This window comes from Comamonas testosteroni TK102 (assembly GCF_000739375.1).
Taxonomy (GTDB): domain Bacteria; phylum Pseudomonadota; class Gammaproteobacteria; order Burkholderiales; family Burkholderiaceae_C; genus Comamonas; species Comamonas brasiliensis.
In genome coordinates this window covers 413545-437724 of record NZ_CP006704.1, presented here as the reverse complement: position 1 = coordinate 437724, position 24180 = coordinate 413545, and the positions used below count along the sequence as shown (strand labels likewise).

The 24180-nt window shown below is 62.9% G+C and carries 23 protein-coding genes; 12 read left to right on the top strand and 11 right to left on the bottom strand.

Translation table 11 applies throughout. The features are described 5' to 3' along the window. Window positions 1–94: 94 nt before the first annotated feature. A complete protein-coding gene (locus tag O987_RS01985; RefSeq protein ID WP_003059284.1) occupies window positions 95–2419 on the bottom strand; it encodes a bifunctional salicylyl-CoA 5-hydroxylase/oxidoreductase in 2325 nt (774 codons plus the stop codon). Window positions 2420–2559: 140 nt separating this feature from the next. Here O987_RS01985 and O987_RS01980 point away from each other — a divergent pair, with 140 nt between their 5' ends. Then, window positions 2560–3075, top strand: coding sequence for a MarR family winged helix-turn-helix transcriptional regulator (locus O987_RS01980; protein ID WP_003059287.1), 516 nt, complete (start codon window positions 2560–2562; stop codon window positions 3073–3075). A 95-nt stretch (window positions 3076–3170) separates the two neighbouring features. Then, on the top strand, window positions 3171–3593 hold the full coding sequence (locus O987_RS01975; protein ID WP_051962103.1) for a hypothetical protein: 423 nt from the start codon (window positions 3171–3173) through the stop codon (window positions 3591–3593). A 47-nt stretch (window positions 3594–3640) separates the two neighbouring features. Here O987_RS01975 and O987_RS01970 read toward each other — a convergent pair whose 3' ends face one another. Beyond that, window positions 3641–4114 (bottom strand): universal stress protein, encoded by a 474-nt coding sequence (locus tag O987_RS01970; protein WP_003059291.1) that lies wholly within the window; start codon window positions 4112–4114, stop codon window positions 3641–3643. A gap of 121 nt (window positions 4115–4235) precedes the next feature. Between O987_RS01970 and tgt the strand changes: the two genes are divergently transcribed. Both tgt and O987_RS01960 read left to right on the top strand, forming a co-directional pair. Continuing rightward, window positions 4236–5408: a tRNA guanosine(34) transglycosylase Tgt gene (gene tgt / locus O987_RS01965; protein WP_003059294.1), complete on the top strand. Its 1173-nt coding sequence runs from the start codon at window positions 4236–4238 to the stop codon at window positions 5406–5408. Between the two features lie 268 nt (window positions 5409–5676). Further along, window positions 5677–7098 carry a GGDEF domain-containing protein gene (locus O987_RS01960; RefSeq protein WP_003059296.1) on the top strand — a complete coding sequence of 474 codons (1422 nt, stop codon included), beginning with the start codon at window positions 5677–5679 and terminating at the stop codon, window positions 7096–7098. A gap of 48 nt (window positions 7099–7146) precedes the next feature. On the opposite strand, the gene O987_RS01955 is transcribed toward O987_RS01960, so the two are convergent. From O987_RS01955 to O987_RS01945, 3 genes are all read right to left on the bottom strand, one after another. After that, window positions 7147–8247, bottom strand: a complete 1101-nt coding sequence (locus O987_RS01955; protein WP_003059297.1) for a hypothetical protein — start codon at window positions 8245–8247, stop codon at window positions 7147–7149. 70 nt (window positions 8248–8317) lie between these two features. Beyond that, window positions 8318–9175 (bottom strand): DUF2145 domain-containing protein, encoded by an 858-nt coding sequence (locus O987_RS01950; protein ID WP_043370652.1) that lies wholly within the window; start codon window positions 9173–9175, stop codon window positions 8318–8320. 21 nt (window positions 9176–9196) lie between these two features. Continuing rightward, window positions 9197–9703 (bottom strand): hypothetical protein, encoded by a 507-nt coding sequence (locus tag O987_RS01945; RefSeq protein ID WP_003059300.1) that lies wholly within the window; start codon window positions 9701–9703, stop codon window positions 9197–9199. Window positions 9704–9890: 187 nt separating this feature from the next. Here O987_RS01945 and O987_RS01940 point away from each other — a divergent pair, with 187 nt between their 5' ends. After that, window positions 9891–10664 carry a DUF3047 domain-containing protein gene (locus O987_RS01940; RefSeq protein WP_043370650.1) on the top strand — a complete coding sequence of 258 codons (774 nt, stop codon included), beginning with the start codon at window positions 9891–9893 and terminating at the stop codon, window positions 10662–10664. A 10-nt stretch (window positions 10665–10674) separates the two neighbouring features. Here the strand turns inward: O987_RS01940 and O987_RS01935 are convergent, their stop codons facing one another. Both O987_RS01935 and O987_RS01930 read right to left on the bottom strand, forming a co-directional pair. Next, window positions 10675–12627: an MFS transporter gene (locus O987_RS01935; protein ID WP_043370649.1), complete on the bottom strand. Its 1953-nt coding sequence runs from the start codon at window positions 12625–12627 to the stop codon at window positions 10675–10677. A 105-nt stretch (window positions 12628–12732) separates the two neighbouring features. After that, a complete protein-coding gene (locus O987_RS01930) occupies window positions 12733–13533 on the bottom strand; it encodes a hypothetical protein (RefSeq protein ID WP_043370647.1) in 801 nt (266 codons plus the stop codon). Between the two features lie 110 nt (window positions 13534–13643). On the opposite strand from O987_RS01930, the gene O987_RS01925 reads away from it, so the two are divergent. The 5 genes from O987_RS01925 (at window position 13644) to O987_RS27680 (ending at window position 19118) form a co-directional block, all read left to right on the top strand. After that, window positions 13644–14375 (top strand): helix-turn-helix domain-containing protein, encoded by a 732-nt coding sequence (locus O987_RS01925; protein ID WP_003059305.1) that lies wholly within the window; start codon window positions 13644–13646, stop codon window positions 14373–14375. Window positions 14376–14574: 199 nt separating this feature from the next. Next, on the top strand, window positions 14575–14979 hold the full coding sequence (locus O987_RS01920) for a YXWGXW repeat-containing protein (protein ID WP_003059306.1): 405 nt from the start codon (window positions 14575–14577) through the stop codon (window positions 14977–14979). 210 nt (window positions 14980–15189) lie between these two features. Beyond that, window positions 15190–16200 (top strand): Bug family tripartite tricarboxylate transporter substrate binding protein, encoded by a 1011-nt coding sequence (locus tag O987_RS01915; RefSeq protein ID WP_003059307.1) that lies wholly within the window; start codon window positions 15190–15192, stop codon window positions 16198–16200. Window positions 16201–16382: 182 nt separating this feature from the next. Further along, window positions 16383–17846, top strand: coding sequence for an NAD(P)-binding domain-containing protein (locus O987_RS01910; RefSeq protein ID WP_043370645.1), 1464 nt, complete (start codon window positions 16383–16385; stop codon window positions 17844–17846). Between the two features lie 117 nt (window positions 17847–17963). Then, a complete protein-coding gene (locus O987_RS27680) occupies window positions 17964–19118 on the top strand; it encodes a CMD domain-containing protein (protein WP_080731424.1) in 1155 nt (384 codons plus the stop codon). 239 nt (window positions 19119–19357) lie between these two features. Here the strand turns inward: O987_RS27680 and O987_RS01900 are convergent, their stop codons facing one another. The 4 genes from O987_RS01900 to O987_RS01885 form a co-directional block, all read right to left on the bottom strand. Continuing rightward, window positions 19358–20608 carry an FIST signal transduction protein gene (locus O987_RS01900; protein ID WP_003059310.1) on the bottom strand — a complete coding sequence of 417 codons (1251 nt, stop codon included), beginning with the start codon at window positions 20606–20608 and terminating at the stop codon, window positions 19358–19360. A gap of 72 nt (window positions 20609–20680) precedes the next feature. Then, window positions 20681–21550, bottom strand: coding sequence for a PhaM family polyhydroxyalkanoate granule multifunctional regulatory protein (locus O987_RS01895; protein ID WP_043370644.1), 870 nt, complete (start codon window positions 21548–21550; stop codon window positions 20681–20683). Between the two features lie 127 nt (window positions 21551–21677). Next, on the bottom strand, window positions 21678–22193 hold the full coding sequence (locus O987_RS01890; RefSeq protein ID WP_043370642.1) for a copper chaperone PCu(A)C: 516 nt from the start codon (window positions 22191–22193) through the stop codon (window positions 21678–21680). A 140-nt stretch (window positions 22194–22333) separates the two neighbouring features. After that, window positions 22334–22735 (bottom strand): hypothetical protein, encoded by a 402-nt coding sequence (locus O987_RS01885; protein WP_043370641.1) that lies wholly within the window; start codon window positions 22733–22735, stop codon window positions 22334–22336. Window positions 22736–22850: 115 nt separating this feature from the next. Between O987_RS01885 and O987_RS01880 the strand changes: the two genes are divergently transcribed. Both O987_RS01880 and O987_RS01875 read left to right on the top strand, forming a co-directional pair. Further along, window positions 22851–23510 (top strand): glutathione S-transferase, encoded by a 660-nt coding sequence (locus O987_RS01880; protein WP_043370640.1) that lies wholly within the window; start codon window positions 22851–22853, stop codon window positions 23508–23510. Between the two features lie 57 nt (window positions 23511–23567). Then, on the top strand, window positions 23568–23981 hold the full coding sequence (locus O987_RS01875; RefSeq protein ID WP_034352961.1) for a VOC family protein: 414 nt from the start codon (window positions 23568–23570) through the stop codon (window positions 23979–23981). Window positions 23982–24180 lie beyond the last annotated feature (199 nt).

Below are 24180 nucleotides of genomic sequence, written 5' to 3'. Positions count from 1 at the left end.
GGATGCATTCCCTCCCTCACCTGCCGGGCCGGGAAAGCCCTGCATCCGCTGTCCCCAGGCTTAGGTGAAGGCACGCAGCGAAGACTCAGGGGTTTCATTTGGCCGACGCCTGCTGCGCTTTCTCGCGCTCGAACAAGGCTTCCATCTGGCGCTTGCCCTGGAAGTACTGCCTGGGCCAGACGATGGGCGTGTAGCCAATCTTGGCAGCCTCGGTCAGCGTCCAGGCCGGGTTGGCCAGATGCGGTCTGGCAATCGCGCACAGATCGGCACGTCCTGCGGCAATGATGCTGTTGGCATGGTCGGCCTCGCTGATCGCGCCCACGGCCATCGTCGCAACACCGGCCTCCTGGCGAATGCGGTCGGCAAACGGGGTCTGAAACATGCGGCCAAACACAGGCTTTTCTGCCTTGCTGACCTGACCCGAGGAGCAGTCGATCAGGTCCGCACCCGCAGCCTTGAACGCCTTGGCGATCTCCACCGCATCTTCGGGGGTGATGCCGCCGGGCACCCAGTCATGGGCCGAGATGCGCACGGACATAGGCCGGTCCTGAGGCCAGACGGCACGCATGGCCTTGAAGACTTGCAGCGGGTAGCGCAGACGGTTTTCCAGACTGCCGCCATATTCATCACTGCGGTGATTGGTCAGCGGCGAGATAAAGCTGGATAACAGATAGCCATGGGCGCAGTGCAGCTCCAGCCAATCCACGCCAATGTCGGCCGCCATCTGCGCGGCCTGCACGAACTGCTGCAGCACCTGATCCATATCGGCGCGTGTCATGGCCCTGGAGATCTGGCTCACGCCCTGCAGATATTGCTGCTCCGACGCGGCCATGATGGGCCAGTTGCCCTGCTCCAGCGGCAGATCCGTACCTTCCCAGGCCAGCCGCGTCGAGGCCTTGGCGCCCGCATGGCCGATCTGCATGGCGAACTTGGCATCGGTATTGGCATGAATCCAGTCCGCAATGCGCTTCCAGGCCTGCTTCTGCTGCGCCGAGTAAGTCCCGGGGCAGCCCGGCGTGATGCGCCCCTCGGGGCTGACACAGGCCATCTCGGCAAACACCAGCCCCGCCCCGCCCATGGCGCGCGCGCCCAGATGCATGAGGTGATAGTCTCCGGGCACGCCGTCCACGGCCGAGTACTGGGCCATGGGCGACACCACGATGCGGTTCTTGAGCGTGAGCCCGCGCAGCCTGTAGGGCAGGAACATGGGCGGCGGCGCCTTGCCATCCGTGGTCACGCCATTTCTTTCGGCCAGCCAGCGCTCATAGCCGTCCAGCCAGGCGGCATCGCGCAGGCGCAGATTCTCGTGACTGATGCGCTGGCTGCGCGTCAGCATGGAGTACATGAACTGCTCGGGCTCGAGCTGATCGCAGTAGCGCTGTCCGCAGACCTCGAACCACTCCATCGCATTCCAGGCCGCGTTCTGCAGGCGCAGCGTCTCCACACGACGCGCCTCCTGGTAGGCGGTCAGCACCTCGGGAATATGCACCACCGCATCGCCGATCTGCTTGAACTGGCGCGCCAGCTCGATGGCATCCTCAATCGCCAGCTTGGTCCCCGAGCCGATTGCAAAATGCGCCGTATGCACGGCATCGCCCATCAGCACCACATGGCTGCCCCTGGCATTGCGCAACCACCATTGGTCGCAGACCACGCGCTGAAAATTGATCCAGGCCGAACCGCGCAGATGTCGCGCATTGGTCATCAGCTTCTCGCCCTGCAGATTGTCCGCAAACAGCTTTTCGCAGAAGGCAATGGACTGCTCCTGGTCGGCGCCATCGAGGCCGCTGGCCTTCCAGCATTCCTCCGTGGTCTCGACGATGAAAGTCGAAGTCTGGTCGTCGAACTTGTAGATATGCGCCTGGAACCAGCCATGCTCGGTGCGCACGAAATCAAAGGTGAAGGCCTCGTAGACCTTGTTCGTGCCCAGCCAGATGTAGCGATTGGGACGGGTGACGATATCGGGCTTGAAAGTGTTCTCGTACTTGCTGCGGATGCGGGAGTTCACGCCGTCGCAGGCAATGATGAGGTCGGCATCCGGATACTCCTCGTCGCTCTGCACATCGGTCTCGAACACCAGGTTGACACCCAGCTGCTCGCAGCGCGCCTGCAGGATGTTGAGCAGGTGCTTGCGGCCAATCCCCACAAAGCCATGGCCGCCGGAGCGAATCCTGCGTCCCTTGAACAGCAGTTCGATATCGTCCCAATGGTTGAAGGCCTGCTCGACCTGCGTCGCCGTCACCGGGTCCCAGACGCGCATATTGTCCATGGTGGCATCGGAGAACACCACGCCCCAGCCGAAGGTGTCATAGGGCAGGTTGCGCTCCACCACCGTCACCTCGTGCGCAGAGTTCATCTGCTTCATCAGCAGCGCGAAATACAGGCCGGCGGGGCCGCCACCTATGCAGACGATCTTCATGACAGCAATCCCTTCCTGGCGCGTCGAGAAATGGCGCACTGAAAATTACTTTATGTCTAAATTATTAACGCATGAACTTTTCACTAAAATCAGGCCAAACCCTGAAGCCAAGCTCAGGCGCTTGAAACACTATGTAGACCATGGACAAACACCATCTGGACTCTTCCATCGATATGCCGGACACCCCTGGCCGCGAGGCTGGTCTGTCTGACTCCGACCATCAGGCCGTTCGCCTGTGGCTGCGCCTGCTGACCTGCAGCACGCAGATCGAGCAAGTCATACGCAGCCAGCTGCGCACGGAATTCAGCACCACCCTGCCTCGCTTCGACTATCTGGCCCAGCTCAGCCGCTTTCCGAAGGGGCTGCGCATGAAGACCTTGTCGGAATATCTGATGGTGACCGGAGGCAATGTGACGGGGCTGACCGATCAGCTGGTCGCCGAAGGCTGGGTGGAGCGCGTGGCCGACGAAGAAGATCGACGCGCCATGATCGTTCGGCTGACGCGCATGGGCAGAAAGCAGTTCAAGGCCATGGCCACCGCCCATGAGCAGTGGCTGCAGCAGTTGCTGGCACCGCTGGACAGCGAAAGTGCCAGCGATCTCTACAAACAGCTGGGCAAGCTCAGACAGGTACTGAGCTTGTCAGAAGGTGCCTGAGCCCGAAAAACCACCGCTCAGTGACAATTTCATGGAGAATGCCCTGCACGCAGTCCTGCGTGACACAGGCTTTGGGGGCATGGTTCATGGATTTAATGCATCTGCGATATCGGCTCAGGTCCGGGTATTACTACCTCTACGACATGCGTGATGCGCTCAATGCCATCACGGGAGAGCGCCCCTATCGCCTCAAGACCGGGCTGGTCGCCATCGCGTTCGATCGCATCACCGGCCGCGTGCACCAGCATGGCCACCCCACTCGCATCCACTCCTGGGCCATGGGTGCGCAGCGCCGGCTGCGCATGGCAGGAGACTGGGAGGGCGCGGACCGGCTGATCGTGGTCTCCGGTCCCTTGCCCGAAGAGGAAATCAACAAATGCCTGAGCGTTCAGGGCTATTGCCGCTGGATGCTGATGCGTCTGGCCAGCATGCCGCATGGCAAATTTTCCGCCCACCGCGCAGGCAGCCGCAGCAGCTGGCAAAGGCGTGAATCCGGCCAGCAGCGCCGCGCGGCCTGACTTCGCCCCCAAGCGCCCCCTGCGACGTGTTGCGCAGGGTCATCCCCTCAGTCGTCCGCTTCCTCGTCGGAGCTTTCATCCAGCTCAGCGACTTCCGGCATTTTCACGATCGTCACCGGCAGACGGCTGTGCCTGGCCACCTCGCGTGAAACCGAGCCGATCAGAATGCTGCCCAGTCCGCTCTGGCCCGTGGCGCCGATGATGATCTGATCGCATTCATTGCTCTCGGCAATATCGATCAAGGTATTCGCCTCTTCGCCCAGGCTGATCTCCACCTCGTAGGAAGCTCCGGCTTCCTTGAGCAGATCCTGAGCCGGTGCCACCAGATCCATGCCGGCTTCGATGCTGGCGTTGGCGATCAGGTCGGAATCTGTGGTTGCAAGCTCCAGCAGCGATGCCTCCTTCTGCACATGAGCTATCACAAAGTGAGCATCCAGTCCGCTCCGCAAAAGCTTGATGCCGTGGCGTACGGCCTCAAGCGCGACATCCGATCCATCCACCGCAAGCATGATCTTGAGCATGGCAACCTCCTGTTCGTCTTGTGCACCAGTGTAGGGCCAGGCAGCAAAGACGGGTTACGAATCTGGGCCAAGCATCGGCTATTGCAGCAGTGCTTGCAAGCATCTGGGAAAATAGCGGACTATGCTGCAGTTTGACCTTCTCAAGACCGACCCGAACAGCCACGCGCGCCGTGGCACCTTGACGCTTAACCACGGCAAGGTTCAGACCCCCATCTTCATGCCCGTGGGCACCTATGGCACCGTCAAGGGCGTAATGCCGCGCAGCCTCGAAGAAATGGGCGCACAGATCATCCTGGGCAATACCTTCCATCTGTGGATGCGTCCCGGCCTGGACATCATGAAGTCCTTCGGCGGTCTGCACGACTTCGAGAAGTGGGACAAGCCCATCCTGACCGACTCGGGGGGCTTCCAGGTCTGGTCGCTGGGCGCCATGCGCAAGATCACCGAAGAAGGCGTGCATTTCCAGAGCCCCGTGAATGGCGACAAGCTGTTCATGTCGCCCGAGGTCAGCATGCAGATCCAGACGATTCTGAATTCGGACATCGTCATGCAACTCGACGAGTGCACGCCCTACGAGACCAACGGCAAGAAGACCACCGAGGCCGAAGCACGCAAGTCCATGGAGATGAGCCGTCGCTGGGCCAAGCGCTCCAAGGAGGAGTTCCAGCGCCTGGAGAACCCCAATGCCCTGTTCGGCATTGTGCAAGGCGGCATGTACACCAATCTGCGCGAGGAATCGCTGCAGGGTCTGCTGGAAATCGATTTCCCCGGCTATGCCGTGGGCGGCGTCTCCGTGGGCGAGCCCAAGGACGAGATGCTGGAGATCATGGCCCACACGCCGCATCTGCTGCCCGCCAACAAGCCGCGCTACCTGATGGGCGTGGGTACGCCCGAAGACCTGGTGCAAGGCGTTGCCGACGGCGTGGACATGTTTGACTGCGTGATGCCTACCCGCAATGCACGCAACGGCACCATCTTCACGCGCTACGGCGATCTGAAGATCCGCAACGCCCGTCACAAGGTGGATCACCAGCCCATAGACACTACCTGCACCTGCCATGCCTGTGCCGGCAAGAGCGGCGTGAGCTGGGACGATGGTGGTCGCGACGGCTTCAGCCGCGCCTATCTGCACCACCTGGACCGCTGCGGCGAAATGCTGGGCCCCATGCTGACCACCATCCACAACCTGCACTATTACCTGAACCTGATGCAGGAAATCCGCAATGCGCTCGACGCGGGCACGTTTACCGAGTTCCGCGCCCGCTTCAAGGCCGATCGCGCACGCGGGGTCTAAGCCTTCGACTCCATCTGCTGCAGCAGAACACAAAAAAGCCAGAGCCAGTCTCTGGCTTTTTCGTTTCCGATTTCACCATTGAAACCTTCAATTGAAAAATTTCGTCAATTGCCCATTGCAATGCGGCATAGGAGGCCGATTTTCTGTATGTTTTTGTTAAAACATCAGCGCATTGGACGGCAACCACCGACATCTTTGGCGATTGACATCGAAATCCACCAATAACCACTGAAAAGCACGACACGACACGCTCGCGGCATCTCCCTCCATGACCGAAGCTTCCTCACCCAAGCAAACGCCTTCGTTGCAGACCACCGCCCCCCAGGCATGGACGGTCGCGCTCGCCCTGGGGTGCATGGTGTTCGTGGCGGCCTTGCTCGGTATCCTGGGACGTCCTCTGGGATTTTTCTCGGCGATCTGGCCGGCCAACGCGCTCTTGCTGGGGGTGCTTCTGCACAAGCCTGGCTGGCTGCGTCCTGGCTCGATCCTGGCGGTCTCGGCAGGCTATATCGCTGCGGATCTGCTGACAGGCAGCCGGCTGGATGTCGCAGTCCTGCTGAGCATGGCGAATATGGCGGGTGTCGGTACGGCCTGGGCGCTGATGCACAGGCAAAGCCGCGCCACCTTGTTCATGCAGCGCCAGTCTTCCGCCTTGCTGCTCTTTGTCGGCAGCGGCATGGGCGCACTGGCAGCGGCAATACTCGGCGGGCCGGTGGTGACGGCCGTGTTCGGAACACCGCACTGGCAGGCTTTCTCCATGTGGTTGAGCAGCGAATGGCTGAACTACATGACATTTTTGCCCGTTGTTCTGGCCTGGCCGACACGCAAGCAGCCTGCACCGAACTGGACCGAGCCCACCCCCATGCGCCGCGTCCTGCCTTTGCTGTCTGTCATTGCACTGGAAACCATCAGCTACTGGATCAAAGGCCCCGGTTCGCTGGCGTTCTCGCTGCCGGCTCTCATATGGTGCGCGCTGAGCTATCGCATCTTCAGCCTGACGCTGATCACGGCAGCACTTTGCCTGAGCAGCATCATTTTCATTTCGCTGGGCACGCTTGAATTCACACCCGCTCATTTTCTGGAGGCTTTGTCATTTCGCATGGGTCTTTGCATGCTGGTGCTGGGCCCGCTTGCGGTGGCAGGATCGCACATGGCCCGCAACGAGCTGATGCAAAAGCTCAGCCATGCCGTCAACCACGACTTTCTGACCGATGCGCTGGCACGCGGCGCCTTTTTGAAGCAGGGACAAAGAATACTGGAGCGATGCCGCCAGGATGGCCAGCCTTTTGCCATCCTCATGCTGGATCTGGACCATTTCAAGCAGATCAACGACAGCTTCGGCCATGCCGGCGGCGACCAATTGCTGCGCAGCTTCTGCCAGACGCTGACCCAGGTGCTGCGCGCTCAGGACATCGTGGGCCGCATGGGAGGCGAGGAATTCGCCGTGGCTCTACCCAAGGTGAATGCCGCCGCAGCGCAGGAGATTGCCAAGCGTATCAACCGCGCCATCCGGGAGCTGCGCGTTCCCATGGATGACCAGTTGATGAGCGCCACGGTCAGCATAGGCCTGATCCATACCGACCGGCTGCAAGCGCATCAAAGCCTCGATCTGCTGCTGCAGGATGCCGACCAGGCTTTGTATGAGGCCAAGGCGGCCGGGCGCGACCGCGTCAGTTCACAGCTTTGCTGAGCGCGACCCGCAGCCCTGCGTCCAGCCGCTGGACTGCCCGGCCAGCGTTCACCCGATCTCGTTCGCCCCGGATGCCGGCCCAGCTGCGGGTGCCGCATCCAGGCGCGGCAAGATCTTGCCTGCTGCAGTGCCGCAGCTATGGCAAAAGCGTGAGAACGCGCTCTTGCGGGTATCGCAGCTGCCGCAATGATCGAACAGGCCGATACCGCAGTGGGGGCAGAAGTCGATCTCGGTGTTCTTGAGGTCCACCGGGCGCTCGCAGCCCGGGCATACATTCTTGGAAAGCCGCTCCAGCGCCACGTCATAGCTCAGCTCTTCACGGCGCTGCTCTTCGGGCAGAGACTCCTGCAGCTTCTGCTTTTCCAGATAGCGGTTGAGCGCAAGAATGGCATAGCGTCCCAGCAGAACCGTCACCACGATGCCAACGATGTAGCGCACATAGCCGCCGTAGTCAGGCAGATAGGGCACCAGCTCGACAAAGAAGGCAAACAGCGCGAAAAAGATGAAGCCCCAGACAAAAGGCCACCAGGTGCTCTTGCGCTTCTTGGCGAACAGCCAGCCCGCCACGCCCAGCAGGGGCAAGGTGATGGCCAGACGGAACAGAAACACGCGCAGCTCGCTGGCGCGCATGGCGGCTTCATACTGGGGATAGGCCTGCTCGCGCAGACTGCTCATCTCAGCCTCGGCGTTGGAGACGGCCTGGTTGGCTTCCAGATGGGTCTGAGCCTCCTTCTCGCGCTCCTGGCGGGCCATGTCTTCGGCCTGCTTGAGTGCATCCAGCGCCTTGCTGCGCGCTACCAGCTCGGCATCCTGCTCCGGGCGCTCCGTCGCCCGACGGGTCGCCACCCAGTTGTCAAAGGTATCGCGCGCCGACTGGTAACGCGCGCGCTCGGCATCGAACTTGAGCTGCGCCCTGTCCAAAGCCTTCTGGGTCACGCCGGCCGTCTTCCGGGCCTGGTCGATTTCGGCCTGCACGCGCTGTACATCGGCCTGCGGAATAAAGGATTCCACCTCCAACGAGCGATCGGGCTGCGGCAGATTGCCCACCACCAGTCCACCCAGACCGATCAGGAAAAAGGCAAACACCAGCGCCACCAGCCAGAGGCCGCGGCGAAACCATTTTTCGGGCAAACGCAGTGACTTGCTCATTTTCAATTACTCCAAAAACGTAGCGCAATGCGCATATTCAGCAAGGTCTTGAAGCCAACAAGGCTCAAGCTCATTGCACAGTGCGCACGGCCGATGCGAGTTGCGTGCGCTGCAACCACTGGGTCACGGAGTCCACGGTCACCGTCTCGATGCGGCTGGCAAATCGCTTTTCATTCGGATGATCGTCAAACGCGATATTGGCTGCCGTCATGCGCCCGCCCAATCGCGAGAACGCGCGAATGATGAGCGCGCTGGGCTCGTAACCCTTGGCCTGCAGCCAGGCCTGAGCCTGTGCGCGATTCTGAATCGCCGCCGGCTCCATGGCCGCGGCCAGCGTCTCGGTGGCCCATTGGTTCGACTGCTGGTACTTGCTGCTCCAGACATAGCTGACCATGCTGTAGGGTTCGTTTTGCAGGCGCAGCACCGTGGGAGCGCTCAGGAACTTGAGCAAGGCCTGCTGCACCGCCGGCGTCGGGATCTGAATGGCGGCTTCGTAGCGCCACATATCGTCAAGAAAGAACTCGCCCAGGCCCTGGCGGTAGATATGGCCGGATGCAGTGCCGCACTCATTGAGCTTGTGCGCCACGCGCCAGGGGCCGGCGGGTGTTCTGTAAGCCCAGCCATAGTGGGAATACTTGAGATCGTATTTGCTCAAGTCCTGTCCTTGCCGCGCCAGCAGCACGACCTGGGTGCCGTTCTTCTGAAACTCGGCATCCAGCGCCTTGGCGGTACGCGCAGCCAGATTCAGCCCCTTGGCCATGACATCGGCAGTCAGCGGCCGGTCCTCACAGCTGCGGCCGGCCTGGGCCGAGCCTGCCCAGGCAATCAGCGCAGCGCCCAGTGCCAGCACCACAGGGCCGGGAATGGGCATGCCGGTGCGTTGAGCGGGTGCCATGGCGTGTACAACGTTTGTCGGTTCCTTGATCATGCGAGCCTCCTGCTTCTTGAGTTACAGACGCTCGTTGTGCATCAGCGCCTTGCCGATTTCGTTGGGGATAAAGGCCAGCACCTTGCCTGCCGTGGACAGAATCACGCCGGCCGCTGTGGCGCTGGTCTGCACCACCGTGCCCACACCGACCGACAGGGCGCCTGCTGCCTGGCCAGAGACCTTGACCACCGCCGATGTGCCGTCGGCCACATTCTTGAGCACATAGGTCACGCCTGTGGCACTGCTCTCCACGGCCTCAACGATCACGGATGCGCCAGCGGCCGACAGAAACAGGGGTATTGCCACGACTTCCTCCGAAGCGCCACCCGATACCGCTGCAACCACCGATGCCACAGGCAGGGCCGACAGCACCAGAGAGGCTTCGCTCTGGGCGTGGACTGCGCTGCCGCCCAGCAAGGCAAAGGCCGCGCCCAGGGCGCACAGGCTGTTGCGAAGAGGACGGATAAAGGTCAAGACGTTGATCACAAATGGCTCCCGATGGTTGTTGAAATGAACCGCGATTTCCATGCGGCGACGAACGAATCATCCACGCGCCCGAAACTTTGGCCCTGTGTTTTGTCAAAATCAGCAATTGGCAGATCTTTCAGTATCTCAACCCGATACTTTCAGTCCGCTGCTGCCCCAGAACCGGTGGCAGTGTATGCATCCTGTCCGATTTCCGCGCCCACAACTTTTAAAAATCATCAGGCAATCCATGCGGTTTCACTCTCAGACCTTTGTCCAGCGCAAACCTTCGCCTTCGCGGATCTGGCTTGCGGCAGCGCTCGCCACCGTCATCTCCACCCTGGCTGTCCCTGGCCTGGCACAGGGCAGCGGTATTCCTGCTTTTTCGCAAATGCCGCCGGGCCCGCTGGGCGGGCCCTGGCACTTTGCCACCCTGCCCAACAAGAACCCGACAGCCTTCAATGTGGTGGACCAGAATGGCGGACATGTGCTGCGCGTGAGCACACATGACGCTTACGGCAATATGGTGCACACCCTCCACCAGGCTGCCGCGCCCGATCTGCAGCTTCAGTGGCGCTGGCGCGTGGATCAGCTGATCGACAAGGCCGATATCAAAACCAGGGCTGGCGACGATGCGGCGCTCAAGCTCTGCGTGTCCTTCGACTTTGACAAATCGCAGCTGAGCTTTGGCGAACGGGCCAAGCTGCGCCTGGGCAGAATCAGCACCGGCGAGGACATCCCGGCCGAGACCCTGTGCTATGTCTGGGACAACAAACAGCCCGTGGGCACGGTCATGCACAACGCGTTCACACATCGCATGCGTTACATCGTGCTGCAAAGCGGTGACGCACACAAAGGCCAGTGGGTGACGGAGCAGCGCCATCTCTCCGCCGACTACCAGCAGGCCTTTGGCGACGAATCCCAGGCCATGCCCACCATCATCGGCGTCACCGTCTCGGCAGACTCGGACAACACCCATGGCGAAGGACTTGCCTACATGGGTGATATCCGGCTCGCGCCCTGATCATTCGGCCTCAACGCCGGAGCAATTCCGCCACGTTCTGCTGCAGCATGGCCGGCGTGACCGCAGCAGCCGCTACGGGCTCGCCCACTTCCAGCCCCACGCGGTTGAACAGGCCGCGGCGCAGCGGCTTGACCATGGCCACATTCCTGCCGCCGCGCAACTCGATGCGGCTGAAGTAGGAGCCCCAGAGATTGGTCAGCGCCATGGGAATGACGGGAACCTGCAGGCCGTCGTCTCGGGCGTGGTCGAGAATCTTCATGATGCCGCCCTTGAAGGGCTGCAGCTGGCCGTCAGAGGTGATGCCACCCTCGGGGAAGATGGCCAGCAGATCGCCCTCTCGCAGCACCTCTGCCGCCCGTGCGAATGCTGCTTCATAGGTCGCAGGATCCTCCTTGTGCGGAGCGATCGGAATCGCCTTGGCCAGCTTGAACAACCAGCCCAGCACCGGCGCCTGGAAGATGCGGTGATCCATCACGAAGTGAATGGGACGCGGGCTGGCCGCCATGAGCAAGATGGCATCGACAAAGCTCACATGGTTGCAGACCAGCACGGCCGCGCCATCGCGTGGAATATGCTCGTCGCCACGCACCTTGAAGCGGTAGACAAAGTGGGTGATGACCCAGGCCACAAAGCGCAGCAGATATTCGGGCACCAGCAGGAACACATAGAGCGCCACGATGGCGTTGGCGATGCCGGTGATCAGGAACACCTGGGGAACGCTGCAACCTGCGGCCAGCAGGGCGCCGGCCAGCACGGCAGAGGCGATCATGAACAGCGCGTTCAGGATATTGTTGGCCGCGATGATGCGTGCGCGGTGCGTGGGCTGGCTGCGCATCTGGATCAACGCATACATGGGCACGCTGTAAATGCCCGCCGATAGTGCCAGCAGGCCCAGGTCCAGCATCACGCGCCAGTGTTTGGCCTCTCCAAAAAAGGCGCTCACGCCCATCAGCTCGGAGGGCGGCAGCGCGCGGGTTGCGAAGAACAGATCAATCGCAAACACGCTCATGCCAATCGCACCCAGCGGCACCAGGCCGATCTCCACCTGGCGACGGCTGAACACTTCGCACAGCAGCGAGCCAATGCCTATGCCCACCGAGAAGATCACCAGCAGCAGCGATGCCACATGCTCGTCGCCATGCAGCACCTCCTTGGCAAAGCTGGGAAACTGCGAGAGAAACACCGCGCCGAAAAACCACATCCAGCTGATGCCGAGCAACGAGCGAAACACCACGGGCTGCTGGCGCGCCAGCTGCAGGTTGCGCCAGGTTTCAGTGAACGGGTTCCAGTTGATGACCAGGCCCGGGTCGGTGGCCGGCGCGTGAGGAATGAACTGCGCGCAGATGCGGCCCACGACCGCGACGGCCACGCAGGCCATGGCGACCTGCATATGGCCGACCTGCGGCACGGCGATCAGCAGGCCGCCAGCGACCTGACCCAGCAGGATGGCGACAAAAGTGCCCATTTCCACCATGCCATTGCCGCCCGTGAGTTCACGGTCGTTGAGCACCTGGGGCAGATAGGCGAACTTGACGGGACCGAACAGCGTGGAGTGCAGTCCCATGAGGAACACGCACAGCAACAGCACCGGCACATTGGCCTGGATAAAGCCCCAGGCCGCGATCAGCATGATGGCGATCTCGAGATTCTTGACCAGGCGGAACATGCGGGTCTTGTCCCACTTGTCGGTCAGCTGGCCCGAAGTGGCCGAGAACAGCAGATAAGGCAGGGTGAACAGCGCACCGATCACCAGGCCTGCCATGGAAGGCGGCAGCCACGAGACGCTGAGCTGATAGGTGACCATCACCGTGAAGGCGAACTTGAAGAGATTGTCATTGCCCGCACCGGCAAACTGCGTCCAGAAAAACGGCGCAAAGCGGCGCTGGCCCAGCAGGGCAAACTGGTTGGGGTGGGCATGCTGCTGTGCAGCGGCGGCCGTATGCACGGTCGGCGTGGAATTCATGGATCTCTCCCTGTGGCGCTGCTGGCATTGTGCCAACTTGCCCGGATTTTTTTGTAGGTTTTATGCGGCTGACGCTTGTTGAACATGCGCCAGCCGCTATGAATATTACGATTCACGCCACTGCTGCAAGGCACGCAGCACAGGCCACGCGGCGGCGGCGGCCACCCAGTGCTTGAGGCTGTGGCCGGAGATTGCGTGCGCGGTCACATCGAACACATCGCCATCCGACAGCTCCAGCAGCTTGGCCACGAGGTACAGACCGATCACCCAGCCCAGCTCCACGGGCAGCGCGTGACGACGCGGCGCCACAAAGGCCAGCCACAGGAGAACGAGCATCCCGCCGCCCTGCACCAGCACCCAGGGCAGCACATTGCTGGTCTGCGCCCAGACCGCCACGCTGACGGGTGCCGCCACCAGCAATACCCCGGCAGTGATGCGGGCGCTGATGTCGTCAATGCGCGTCTGCACCGCCAGACCCAGCAAGCCGGCGAAAGCCAGGCTCATGCCCAGCCGGTCCCAGACCAGACTCGAATCCTGCGGCGCCCAGTGATACCAGGCCGAGCCCGCCCCCGAGCACAGCAGGCCCGCAAAGAACAGGGCGCACAGGGCACGCGCCGTACCATTGAGCTTCTGATAGTCGGCACGCCGCAGCGCATGCCCGCCCGCCAGTCCGGCCAGCACAAACCCCAGATTGCTCAGCACATCGGCCGCATGCGGCAGACCCAGCCAGCCGCGCCGGTCGGCAAAGGCGTGATAGTGCTCGGGCTGGGCCATGCCGGGCATCAGCAGCGCCAGCGTGAACAGCAAGGCCATGCCCCCGAACAAGGCAAAGCGCTGCTCCAGCGTGCCCGAGGTCTCGGGGCTCGTCATTTCCACGTTCGTGATCGATGAGGTATGCAGTTGCATGGCGCTTCCTTGTGTGATTGCTGCGCAGTATGGAAATCAGCCCAAGCAGCGGCATCGATCTTCTAAACTTGCGCCATATCGCTGCACTGCCAGTACTACCAACCGATACCATGAGCACGACCGCCGACCTCGTCACCGCCATCAAGAAAGAACTCAAGGCCGCGCAGATGACCTATGCCGACCTGGCCCAGTCCATAGGCATGGCCGAATCCAGCGTCAAGCGCATGCTGGCCAAGGGCGATATGCCGCTGTCGCGCATCGACGAGATCTGCCGCGCCCTGCACCTGGACTTTGCCGATCTGGCGCGCAATGTGGCCGACAGCCGGCCTCTGCTGCAGCAGATCACGCGCGAGCAGGAGATTGCCGTGGTTGCCGACCGCAAGCTGCTGCTCACGGCCATCTGCGTGCTCAGCCTGTGGACGCTGGAGCAGATCGTCGCCACCTACCGCATCAGCGAGCCCGAGGGCATCGGCTATCTGGCACAGCTGGACCGCATCGGCATCATCGAGCTGCGTCCCGGCAACCGCTACAAGCTGCGCCTGGCCAAGACCTTCCGCTGGCAGACCAACGGCCCGGTGATGGACTTCTTCCGCGAGAACGCCGTGCTGGACTACTTTGGCGGCACTTTTGCCGGCGAGGACGAGACCATGCTGCTGGTGCATGGCTCCATCGCCCCCAGCCTGGCGCCCAGCTTCGTGGAGCGCATCCAGCGCATCGGTCAGGACTTTTCGCAGCAGCATCTGCAGGATCAGCGCCTGGGGCCTAACAAGATCGAGGGCTACACCCTGGTGCTGGGCATGCGCAAATGGGAGCTGCCCGCCTTTGCGGCCTTGCGCCGGTAGACCATCACTCCCAAATATGTAGCTAAATGCGCTTGCTGCATCTGCATCATCCGCCTGTTATATACATTCTTCACCAAGCAGACACACAAGATTGCAAGACTTCGCACAGCGGCAACCCACGGTTGACGCTGGCCTTCCAACATGGAGCCCAAGGGATGCCTGAACCACCGGCAACCCGCTACCCATGAAGGAGGCGTATATGCTGACAATCCGCAACACCATCCATACCGTCGCTGCCGCAGGCGCACTCGCCTTGCTGGGCTTTGCCGGTAGTGCACAGGCCCAAAGCGCTTACTGGGCGGGTGCCAGCCAGGGCGCCTATGTGAACGTGCAGTTCAACGCACCGCCCCCGGTCCGCTATGAAGCCGTGCCCGCTCCGCGCCGTGGCTATGTCTGGGCTCCTGGCTACTGGGAGCCGCGCGGCCACCGCCATGTCTGGCGCGCCGGCCACTGGGTGCAGAACCGCCCCGGCTATGTGTACCGCCAGCCCGTCTGGGTGCAGCACGGCAACCGCTGGGACTACCGCGCCAGCCGCTGGGACAGGGATGGTGACGGCGTGCCCAACCGCCATGACCGCAACCCCCACAACCCCTATCGCCGCTAAGCGCCTGTTAAAGCTTTAAGCCTTGATCGCTCCCTCCGCTGGCCCCTCCGAGTCATCACTTTCCAGCGGATTTCAGCCCGTGTTTCGCAAGAGATACGGGCTTTTTTGCATTAACCCCACGAGCTTAATGCTGCATAAGCATATAGAAGCAAATCATTAAATTACGGACACAATTCACAGCATTCAAGGTTCCTCTGGACAAGTCCCATCATGCGTTTGCTGCCCCGTTTCATCTCCGGTCTTGTTGCCACAGCAGCGGCCACCGCCCTGTTTCCCCTGGCCAGCCAGGCGGCCGACCCGGGCGCCGCCAGCTATCCTCATCAGCCCATCACCATGATCATGGGCTTCAACGCAGGATCAGGAGTGGATGTGATCGGCCGCGTGGCGCAGGAGCCGCTGGGCAAGATCCTGGGCCAGCCCGTGATCATTGACTACAAGAGCGGCGCCGCCGGCAATATCGGCAGCGAGTTCGTGGCCCGTGCCAAGCCCGATGGCTACACCATCTACTTCGGCACCGCCGCCACCCATGGCAGCAATGCCGCGCTCTACAAGAAACTGCCGTTCGACGTGGAAGCCGACTTCGTGCCCGTCGCTCCACTGGTGGACGTGGCCAATGTGCTGACCATCAATCCCAATGTGATCAACGTCAAGAACCTCAAGGAGTTCGTTGACGAGGTCAAGGCCCATCCCGGCAAGTACAACTATGCCTCCACCGGCAACGGCGCCGGCACCCATATGGCGTTTGCCGAGTTCAACTCGCGTCTGGGCCTGGACATGGTGCATGTGCCCTACAAGGGCGGCCCCGAAGCCATCACCTCGGTGCTGCGCGGCGAGACCTGCTGCATCATGAACCAGGTGCAGACCGTGCTGAGCCACTACAAGGCCGGCAAGGTGCGCCTGCTGGGCGTGACCACGGCCAAGCCCGTGGAAGCCGTCAAGGAAGTGCCCACCATTGCGGCCAGCGGCCTGCCAGGCACCAAGGGCTTCAACAGCTCCATCTGGTTCGGCATCTTCGCGCCCAAGGGCACGGACCCGGTGATCATCAAGAAGCTCAACCTGGCGGTCAATGACGTGCTCAAGCAGCCCGAGGTGCGCGAGCGCTTTGTCTCCCAGGGCAACACCATCCGCGAAGAGACACCCGAGCAGTTCAAGAAGACCGTACATGAAGATCGCATCAAATGGGCCAAGGTGGTCAAGGATGCCAAGATAAGTATTGATTGACACCCTCTGAGCCGCTGCGCGGCTTCCCCCTCTCTCGATGCGTTGCATCGGGAGGGGGACGGCTCCTTCGCCGCGAGGCGGCTCTTGCTCGGAGCCCTGGCTTGTATCGTGCCAGTATTGCGTTATCGGTGTTTGTTTGATGCGTCTGCGGCTCCAGCCTCAGGCGCTTTTGGGTTTTAGCTATGTCAATTTCACCTTCTACGACAGCCGCCACATCGGGACTGGCAACGCTGGAAGAACGCCTGCGTGACGACTTCGTCACTCTGGGCTGGCCTGCCAAGGCCTGGATTCCCCCTTCCACGCGCAAGGAACTGCCGGTGCATGAGGTGCTCGTCATCGGCGCCGGCCAGGCCGGTCTCGCGCTCAGCATGGCGCTGCAGCAGGTCGGCATCAAGCCTGTGCTGCTGGACAGGTCCGCGCCGGACTTCGAAGGCCCGTGGGCCACCACGGCGCGCATGGAAACCCTGCGCTCGCCCAAGGAGCTGACCGGCCCCGCCATGGGAATTGCAGCCCTGTCCTTCCGCGCTTGGTTCATCGCCCAGTTCGGTCCGGATGCCTGGACGGCGCTGGACAAGATCCCGCGCCTGCAGTGGATGGACTATCTGCGCTGGTACCGCCGCGTGACCAACGCTGATGTGCGCAACGGCCATGAAGTCGTTGCCGTGCGCCCGCAGGCCGATGGCGTGGTGGAAGTCGATGTCAAGGCCAATGGCGTGATCGCCACCTGGCAAACCCGCCGCCTGGTGCTGGCCACGGGCCGTGACGGTCTGGGCGGCGCAACGGTTCCCGCCTTCATGCGGGGCGTGGACAGGAAGTTCTGGGCCCATTCCTCCGACGCAATGGACTACGCCACGCTGGCCGGCAAGCATGTGGGCGTGGTCGGTGCCGGCGCCTCGGCCATGGACAGCGCAGCGACGGCTCTCGAAAACGGCGCAGCCAGCGTGGACATGCTGATCCGCCGCCCGCAGCTGCCGCTGATCAACAAGTCCAAGGGCTCGGGCGTGCCCGGTCTGACCCACGGCCAGTATCTGCTGCCCGATGCGTGGAAATGGCGCATCCGCCACTACATCAACGCCCAGCAGGTGCCGCCCCCACACGGCAGCACGCTGCGCGTCTCGCGCCATGACAACGCCTTCTTCCACCTGGGCTGCGCAGTACAGAGCGTGGAAAAAGCGGGCGACAAGCTGCAGGTGCGGACCTCGGCCGGCGTGTTCGTGCTGGACTTTCTCATCGTCTCCACGGGCTTTGCCATCGACTGGAGCCTGCGTCCCGAGTTTGCCGACATAGCGCCGCACGTGAAGCTGTGGAACAGCCGCTTCACGCCCGAGGCCGCCGATGAGGATGCCGAGCTGTCGGCATCGCCCGATCTGGGGCCGCTGTTCGAGTTCCAGGGCGAGCTACCCGGTCTCGACCGGATCCACTGCTTCTGCTACCCCGCTGCGATCTCGCACGGCACGGTGTCGGGCGATATTCCCGCCATCAGTGACGGAGCGCGCAAACTCGCGCAAGGTCTGGCCTCGCTGTTCTATCTGAACGATATCGAGCAGCACTTCGACAAGCTCAAGGCCTATGCCGAGCCCGAACTGGACGGCACGGAATGGACCGCCGCCGACAGCGCTGCGCGCATCCGCCAGCTGCAACCCTGAAACCAGCAAACACGACTTGAGACAAGACGCGAAGCCGCAGGCAGTACGGAAGTACGACCAGGCTTCGCTACGATGTATCAAGGCTTGTGTTGGCGGCATTCAATCAAGAGACTTCGCATGACAGACACCATAGACCGACTGGCCGGCCTCGAACAGGGCAGCCCCACATTCACCACCCGTCACGAGCGCGAAAAAGTCGCTCTGGCCACCCAGGCCTGCGAAGACCTGCTGCTGGGCAATCAACTGGACAGCGCGCTGACCCAGGCCGAGCGCCTGGTGCTGGCCGCCGAGCAGGCCCGCGTCAGCGGCGTGAGCACGCTGGAAGCCGAATACCGCAGCCGCGCCGAGGCCCTGGGCCAAGCCATCACGCCCGAGCTGCGTGCCATCCTCGATCAGCCCGGCGCCCAGACCGGCAATGCGCGCCTGGACGCCATGCTGCACTTTGTGCGCACGCTGGCCCTGAACCCGGCCCAGAGCGATCAGGCCGCGCTGCTGGCCATTCCGGCCGCTGGCCTGTCGCTCAACGACACCGTGCTGCTGGCCCAGCTGATCGGCTTTGTGGCCTATCAGGCCCGCCTGCTGGCGGGTGTGAAGGCCATGGGCGAGCTGGGCGGCGTGACCGAAGCGCCTGCCACCCAGCCTGTCGATGCCGCACCCTTTGTCCACCCCGCCAACCTGCCGCCGCCCGGCGAGCCGCTGCGCCGCAACGGCTTCACCAGCGAGACGCTGGACTGGAAGGCCTGGCTGCAGGTGCTGGACCCCGACACCGCGACGCCCGAGCAGCAGCATGTACTGGAAGTCAGCCACCCCAAGGCCAAGAGCATGGACTTCTACCTGCTGCTGGCCCGCCAGCCCCAGGTGCTGCTGGAGCGCTCCCAGGCCTTCAACGCCATCATGTATGCGCCCGGCGGCCTTTCCCGCGCCGAGCGTGAAGTGGCAGCCACTGCCGTCTCTCGCTCCAACCGCTGCGTGTACTGCGCATCGGTGCACGCTCAGCGCTTCGAGCAATTGGCCAAGCGCAACGATGTGATGGCCCAGCTGTTTGACGAGCCCGATACCGCCGGCACCAATGCCCGCGAGCGCGCCATCATCCAGGCTTCGCTGACGCTGACGCGTGCGCCGGGCAGTTTTGGCAAGCAGAATCTGCAGCCGCTGCGCGATGCCGGTCTGTCCGATCTGGAAATCCTGGACATGCTGCACTCGGCCGCACTGTTCGGCTGGGCGAACCGCCTGATGCTGAATCTGGGCGTGGAGCTGTATTCAACCCCCTGAGCGGCTTTGCCGGGGAGGCCCCGCCGCGTCCCCCTTTCTCTACGCGCTGCGCGCTACGGGAGGGGGACGACAGCTTCGCTGCGCGGCAGCGCTTGCTTGCCATGTCTTTGTTGGGCTGCGCCGGTTTCGGGGCACCCCATATTTTTTAATAGCTGCTTGCGCTTTCCAGCTAATGATTTCAGCATCAATTGATTCTGAAATCCTTTTAAATAAAGCGATAAAAGCTATCAAATCTCATACTATTTGCCGGTAAACACCGTCAGCACGCCGGCCAGCTGATGCACATGCGCATCCATCAGCTGTGCCTCGGCCACCAGACCGATCAGGGGCACCGGCCCCAGCGCATGGCGCAGCAGCTTGAGCTCGGCATCGACGCCGCCAAACAGCTCGCTGCCCCGCCCCTTGCTGCTCACATAGATGGCACCGCGTACATGCTGCGGCACGGCCGCCTCGGCCATGGTTTCGGGGCCGGCATCGGCAAAGTCGGGCTGCAGCGCATCCTTGAGGGCCGCGCCCATCTGCATCAGCTCATGGCGGGCCGCACTGCTCTGGCGCTGGCAGAAGATCACCGTATGCTCGGCCTCCACGGGCGACGACAGCGCAATGCCCTGGCGCACCGGGTCCAGCCCCACGATATGCAGCACCTGGGCCTCGTCGGTCAGCGCGCCGCGCTCCAGACCCCGGCCCAGCGGTGCGATCGCCGCCTGGGTCTTGCGCAGCTGGGACAGCGCAGCCTGCCAGCCGCCGCCGGCGCTGGGGCTGGCTTCCACATCCAGCATCTGCAGCAGTCGGGGCAAGGCGGGCTCGCCTTCCAGCTCCAGCACCACCGGGCCCCTGGCCTCGGTAATCGCAAGCCCCGTGTCCAAAGGCGCACAGCCCTGGGCCAGCCTGGAGGTGCAGGCCACGTCGGCATCGAAGGCCACCCCCGAAAAGCCGGCATGAAAAATGCCGACGCTGGCCTGGGCGCGCAGCCTGGGCAGATCTTCGGCGCGGCAGGCGAACTGCACACCCTGCTCGCTGCTGAGCGCCCCAAACAGGTTTCCCGAGCTGATGCGCTCGGACAGCTCCAGCAGCAGCTCTGCCAGATCGGGCTGGTCGATGCTGGAGTGCACCAGGGCCGAATGGGCTTCGAATCCGGCTTCGGCGCCGCTTTGCGCCAGCGGCGCCACACCGGAGTAGACGCGGTAATGGGCGGCGGGCAGGTCCAGCAGCATCACCGCCAGCGAGGAGCTTTCGGAATACTCATGCTCCATGGCCAGCACGGCATGGCCGGAGCTGCCCACCCAGTCGGTGACTTGGGGCAGCTCGCGCGCCAGCAGCGCCAGCAGTTGCTGCGCATGGGGCACCAGTCCCTGGGCGATATAGATCAGACCCAGGCGGTGCGGCTGCAGCGACTGGCGCAGCAGTTGCTCGCGCAGTTGCAGCACGACTTGCTCTGCCGCAGTGCGCCAGTCTTCATGAGCGGCATGAGCGACGGGAAACAATGACATAAGCCCTCCTGTTCTTGCTGGGGCGTGGATGCCTTGCAAGCACGATTTTCCACCTTGGCGGGAAGGGATTGCTCAGGGCTTGCGCGAGGTAGCAGAGGTTTTGGCTGCCGTCTTCTTGGCGGCAGGCTGCTTGGAAGCAGTTTTTTTAGCAGCTGCCGTCTTGCTGGCTGCCGTTTTGGCTTGAACGGTCTTGGCCGCCGCCTTGCGTGCAGGCTTGGGCTCGGCTGCCGCAGCGCTCTTTGCCGCACTTTTTGCTGCAACTGCAGCGCCAAGGCCGCCTGCCTGTGCCATCACCTTTTCCATGGTGGACTTGGCAAAACCGCTGGCCATCTCGGTCGCGCGCTGGGCTGCGGCCAGGGTCTCGGGAGGAACGGGCTCGGCCATGGCCTTGGCGGCAATCTGCTGGAACTGCTGGGTCAGCGCGCCCCACCATTGCATGGCCTGGCTCAAGCCGGCCTGAGAAGGCGGCTCAGCCTGGGCCTTGGCATCCGCCTCGGTCGTTGCGGGTTCTGCCTCGGGCTCCGGCACTGGCGCCGCTGATGGCTCTGCGGCTGCCGTCCTGCCCGAGGCGCTGCCCATGGGCCAGCCGGTATTGCCGGTCGCAGCGGGCTCGGCCGGCGCTGCACCGGGGAAAGGAAAGGACTTGGCCAGCTCGCTCATGCTGACATTCATGTCCTTGAGCGTGGACAGCGTCATGCGCTGCACTTCCAGCGCCTGGATGGTGGCAGCCAGGGCGCGGCTGTTTTGCTCCAGCCAGAACTGCACGGCCTTGAGCTCGGCAATGCGCTTGTCCACCTCCTCCACGCTCACCGTGGGGGCCACCCATTGGGGCACGCGGCCCATGGGATTGGCCGCAGCGCCAGCGCTCTGCGCCAGCCCCTGCAAAAAGTCAAAGCCGGGAATGAACTTGCCGAAACCAAATGCCGATGCGTCACCGCTCATAGTGCTCTCCGCTGCAGGGATGGATACCAGAATCCGCATCCGGACAGGGCCGGATGCGGAACTAGCTTACTGCACTTGTGATGTTTGCTGCAAACAAGGGAGCAGGCAGCAACCCTGGCTCAGGGCCTCAATGCTGATGCCCGCCATGGCCCATGTGCTGGTGCCCGGCACCGGCAGCCGCTGGGGCCGTCGCGCGCACCGGCAGCTGCAGGCTCAGGCGCGAGACGGCGCCCTTGGCATCCTTGAACACCAGGGTCACGGGCACCTGGCTGTCCTTGACCAGCGGGGCCTTGAGCTGCTGCAGCATCAGGTGATAGCCGCCGGGCTTGAGATCCACCGCCACGCCCTGGGGCAGATCCAGGGCCTCGATGGCGCGCATACGCATCACATCGCCCTCCATCTTCATCTCGTGCACCTCGGCCACGGCAGCGGCCGGGGTTTCCACGCCCACGAGCTTGAGCGGCTCCTGGGCCGTCAGGCGCATGAAGGCCCCCGAGGCCTGCTGACCCGCCACGCTGGCGCGGGCCCAGGCGTTCTCGACCTTGACATGGGCGGCATCGGCATGGGCCCAGGCGCCCCCCGAAACCAGCAACGAAGCGACCAGCGAACCCAGGGCCATCAGGGTAAAACGACGCGTATTCATGAAACCATCTCCATTCAAATTCAGTCTGGACTTACGCAAACAAGGGTGCATCAGGATGCATCTCCTTGAAACCAAGCCCTTGCCTGGGCCTGATTTGTGCAAGTCGTGTCAATCTCAAATCGAACTGAAGCGCTTGACCATCAAGCGCCTTCAGCTATGTTTTTCAGGGTTTCAAAGGGCGGCGCACGTACGGGCGGCAGGGTGGAGACAAAAGCTCTGTGTGCAACCTCGGCCCAGGGCCGGGCATCGAGAACGGCGCGGTGACTGCCCGGGCCTGGCTGCTGCGCGGGCGGCGGCGCCAGCATCGGCAGGCACAGCGCGCAATCGAGTCCATGCGGGGTGGCCGCATCGTCGCTGGCGGGGCTGGGCACCCAGTGGGTGCTGCCGCTGGCCGTGCACACCGCCTCCCAGCCGGCAGGCGCCGTGGCGCGCGCCCAGGGCGTGAGCATGCTGACCAGCAAAATGCAAAACCACGCACCCAGCGCCCAGCGCGCCACAAGGGCTGCCGGTTGGTGCCGAGGAGGGTGCGCGCGCCAATGCATGGGGCGATTGTAGGAGCCGGACCGCTATCCGGTTGGCGACGCAGGGCTTGCACCACTTGCCTCTACGATGGCTGGCCACGGATACCTATTCACAACCACCGATCAGGAGACAAGCATGCTGACTTTGTGCGGATTTTCGGCCAGCAACTACTACAACAAGGTCAAGCTGGCCTTGATGGAAAAGCAGATTCCCTTCGCCGAGGAGCTGGCCTGGCTGGGCAGCACCAATCCCGAGGAATCGCCGCTGGGCAAGGTTCCGTATCTGCGCACACAGCATGGCGCCATCAGCGAGTCCGACGCCATCATCGAATATGTGGAAGCGCTGTCCAGCAAGGTGCCGCTGCTGCCCGCAGACCCCTTTGCTGCCGCCAAGGTGCGTGAGCTTTGCGTCTATCTGAACCTGCACCTGGAGCTGGTGGCGCGCAACCTCTATCCCCAGGCCTTCTTCGGCGGCAAGATCAGCGACTCCACGCGCGACAAGACCCTGGAGCAGCTGAAAAAGAACATTGCGGCCTTTGCCAAGCTGGCCCGCTTCGACACCCCGTTCATCGCGGGCGACAGCTTCACGCTGGCCGACTGCAGCGCCATCGTGCATCTGCCCCTGGTCAGCAGCGCCAGCAAGATCCTGGGCGGCAGCGATCTGCTGGCCGAGCTGCCGGTGCGCGACTATCTGGCGCGCATGAGCGAGCGTCCCACGGTGCAGAAGGTCAACACCGATCGCAAGAGCAATACCGAAGAGCTGATGGCACGCATGCAGGCCAAGGCTGCGCGCTGATGCGGCAGGGCCTGGTCTAGCCTGTCCGGGCCCGCTGATGCTACGCTTGAGACCATCATGCAAAGCGCTTTTCATCTCGCCTATCACGTGACCGATCTCGACCAGGCCCGCCGTTTCTACGGCGGCGTGCTGGGCTGCCGCGAGGGTCGCAGCACCGACACCTGGGTCGATTTCGACTTTTTCGGCCACCAGATCTCCCTGCACCTGGGCCAACCCTTTGCCGTGAGCAATACCGGCAAGGTCGGCAACCATATGGTGCCCATGCCCCACCTGGGCGTGATCCTGCTCAAGCCCGACTGGCTGGCCCTGGCCGAACGTCTCAAAGCCGCTGGCACGGCCTTCATTCTGGAGCCGCAGGTGCGCTTCGAAGGCGAGCCCGGAGAGCAGTGGACGATGTTCTTCACCGACCCTTGTGGCAACCCGATCGAGGTCAAGGGATTTGCCAACTGGGAAGCGGTTTACGAACACTGATCTCCACTGAGCCGTTCGCATCTTCTGCCGAAGAGGGACGACGACCTTGGCTGCGGGGTGGCCCTGGCTGGCCGTCTCGCGCCTGGACTGCGCCAGTGTCACAGGCTCATCACTTCGAGCCGGGCCAGATGGGTTACCTGTATCGCAGGACTCACGCAAAACGGGTTCAGGCAGCATGACTGCCTCAGCAGGCAGGCCG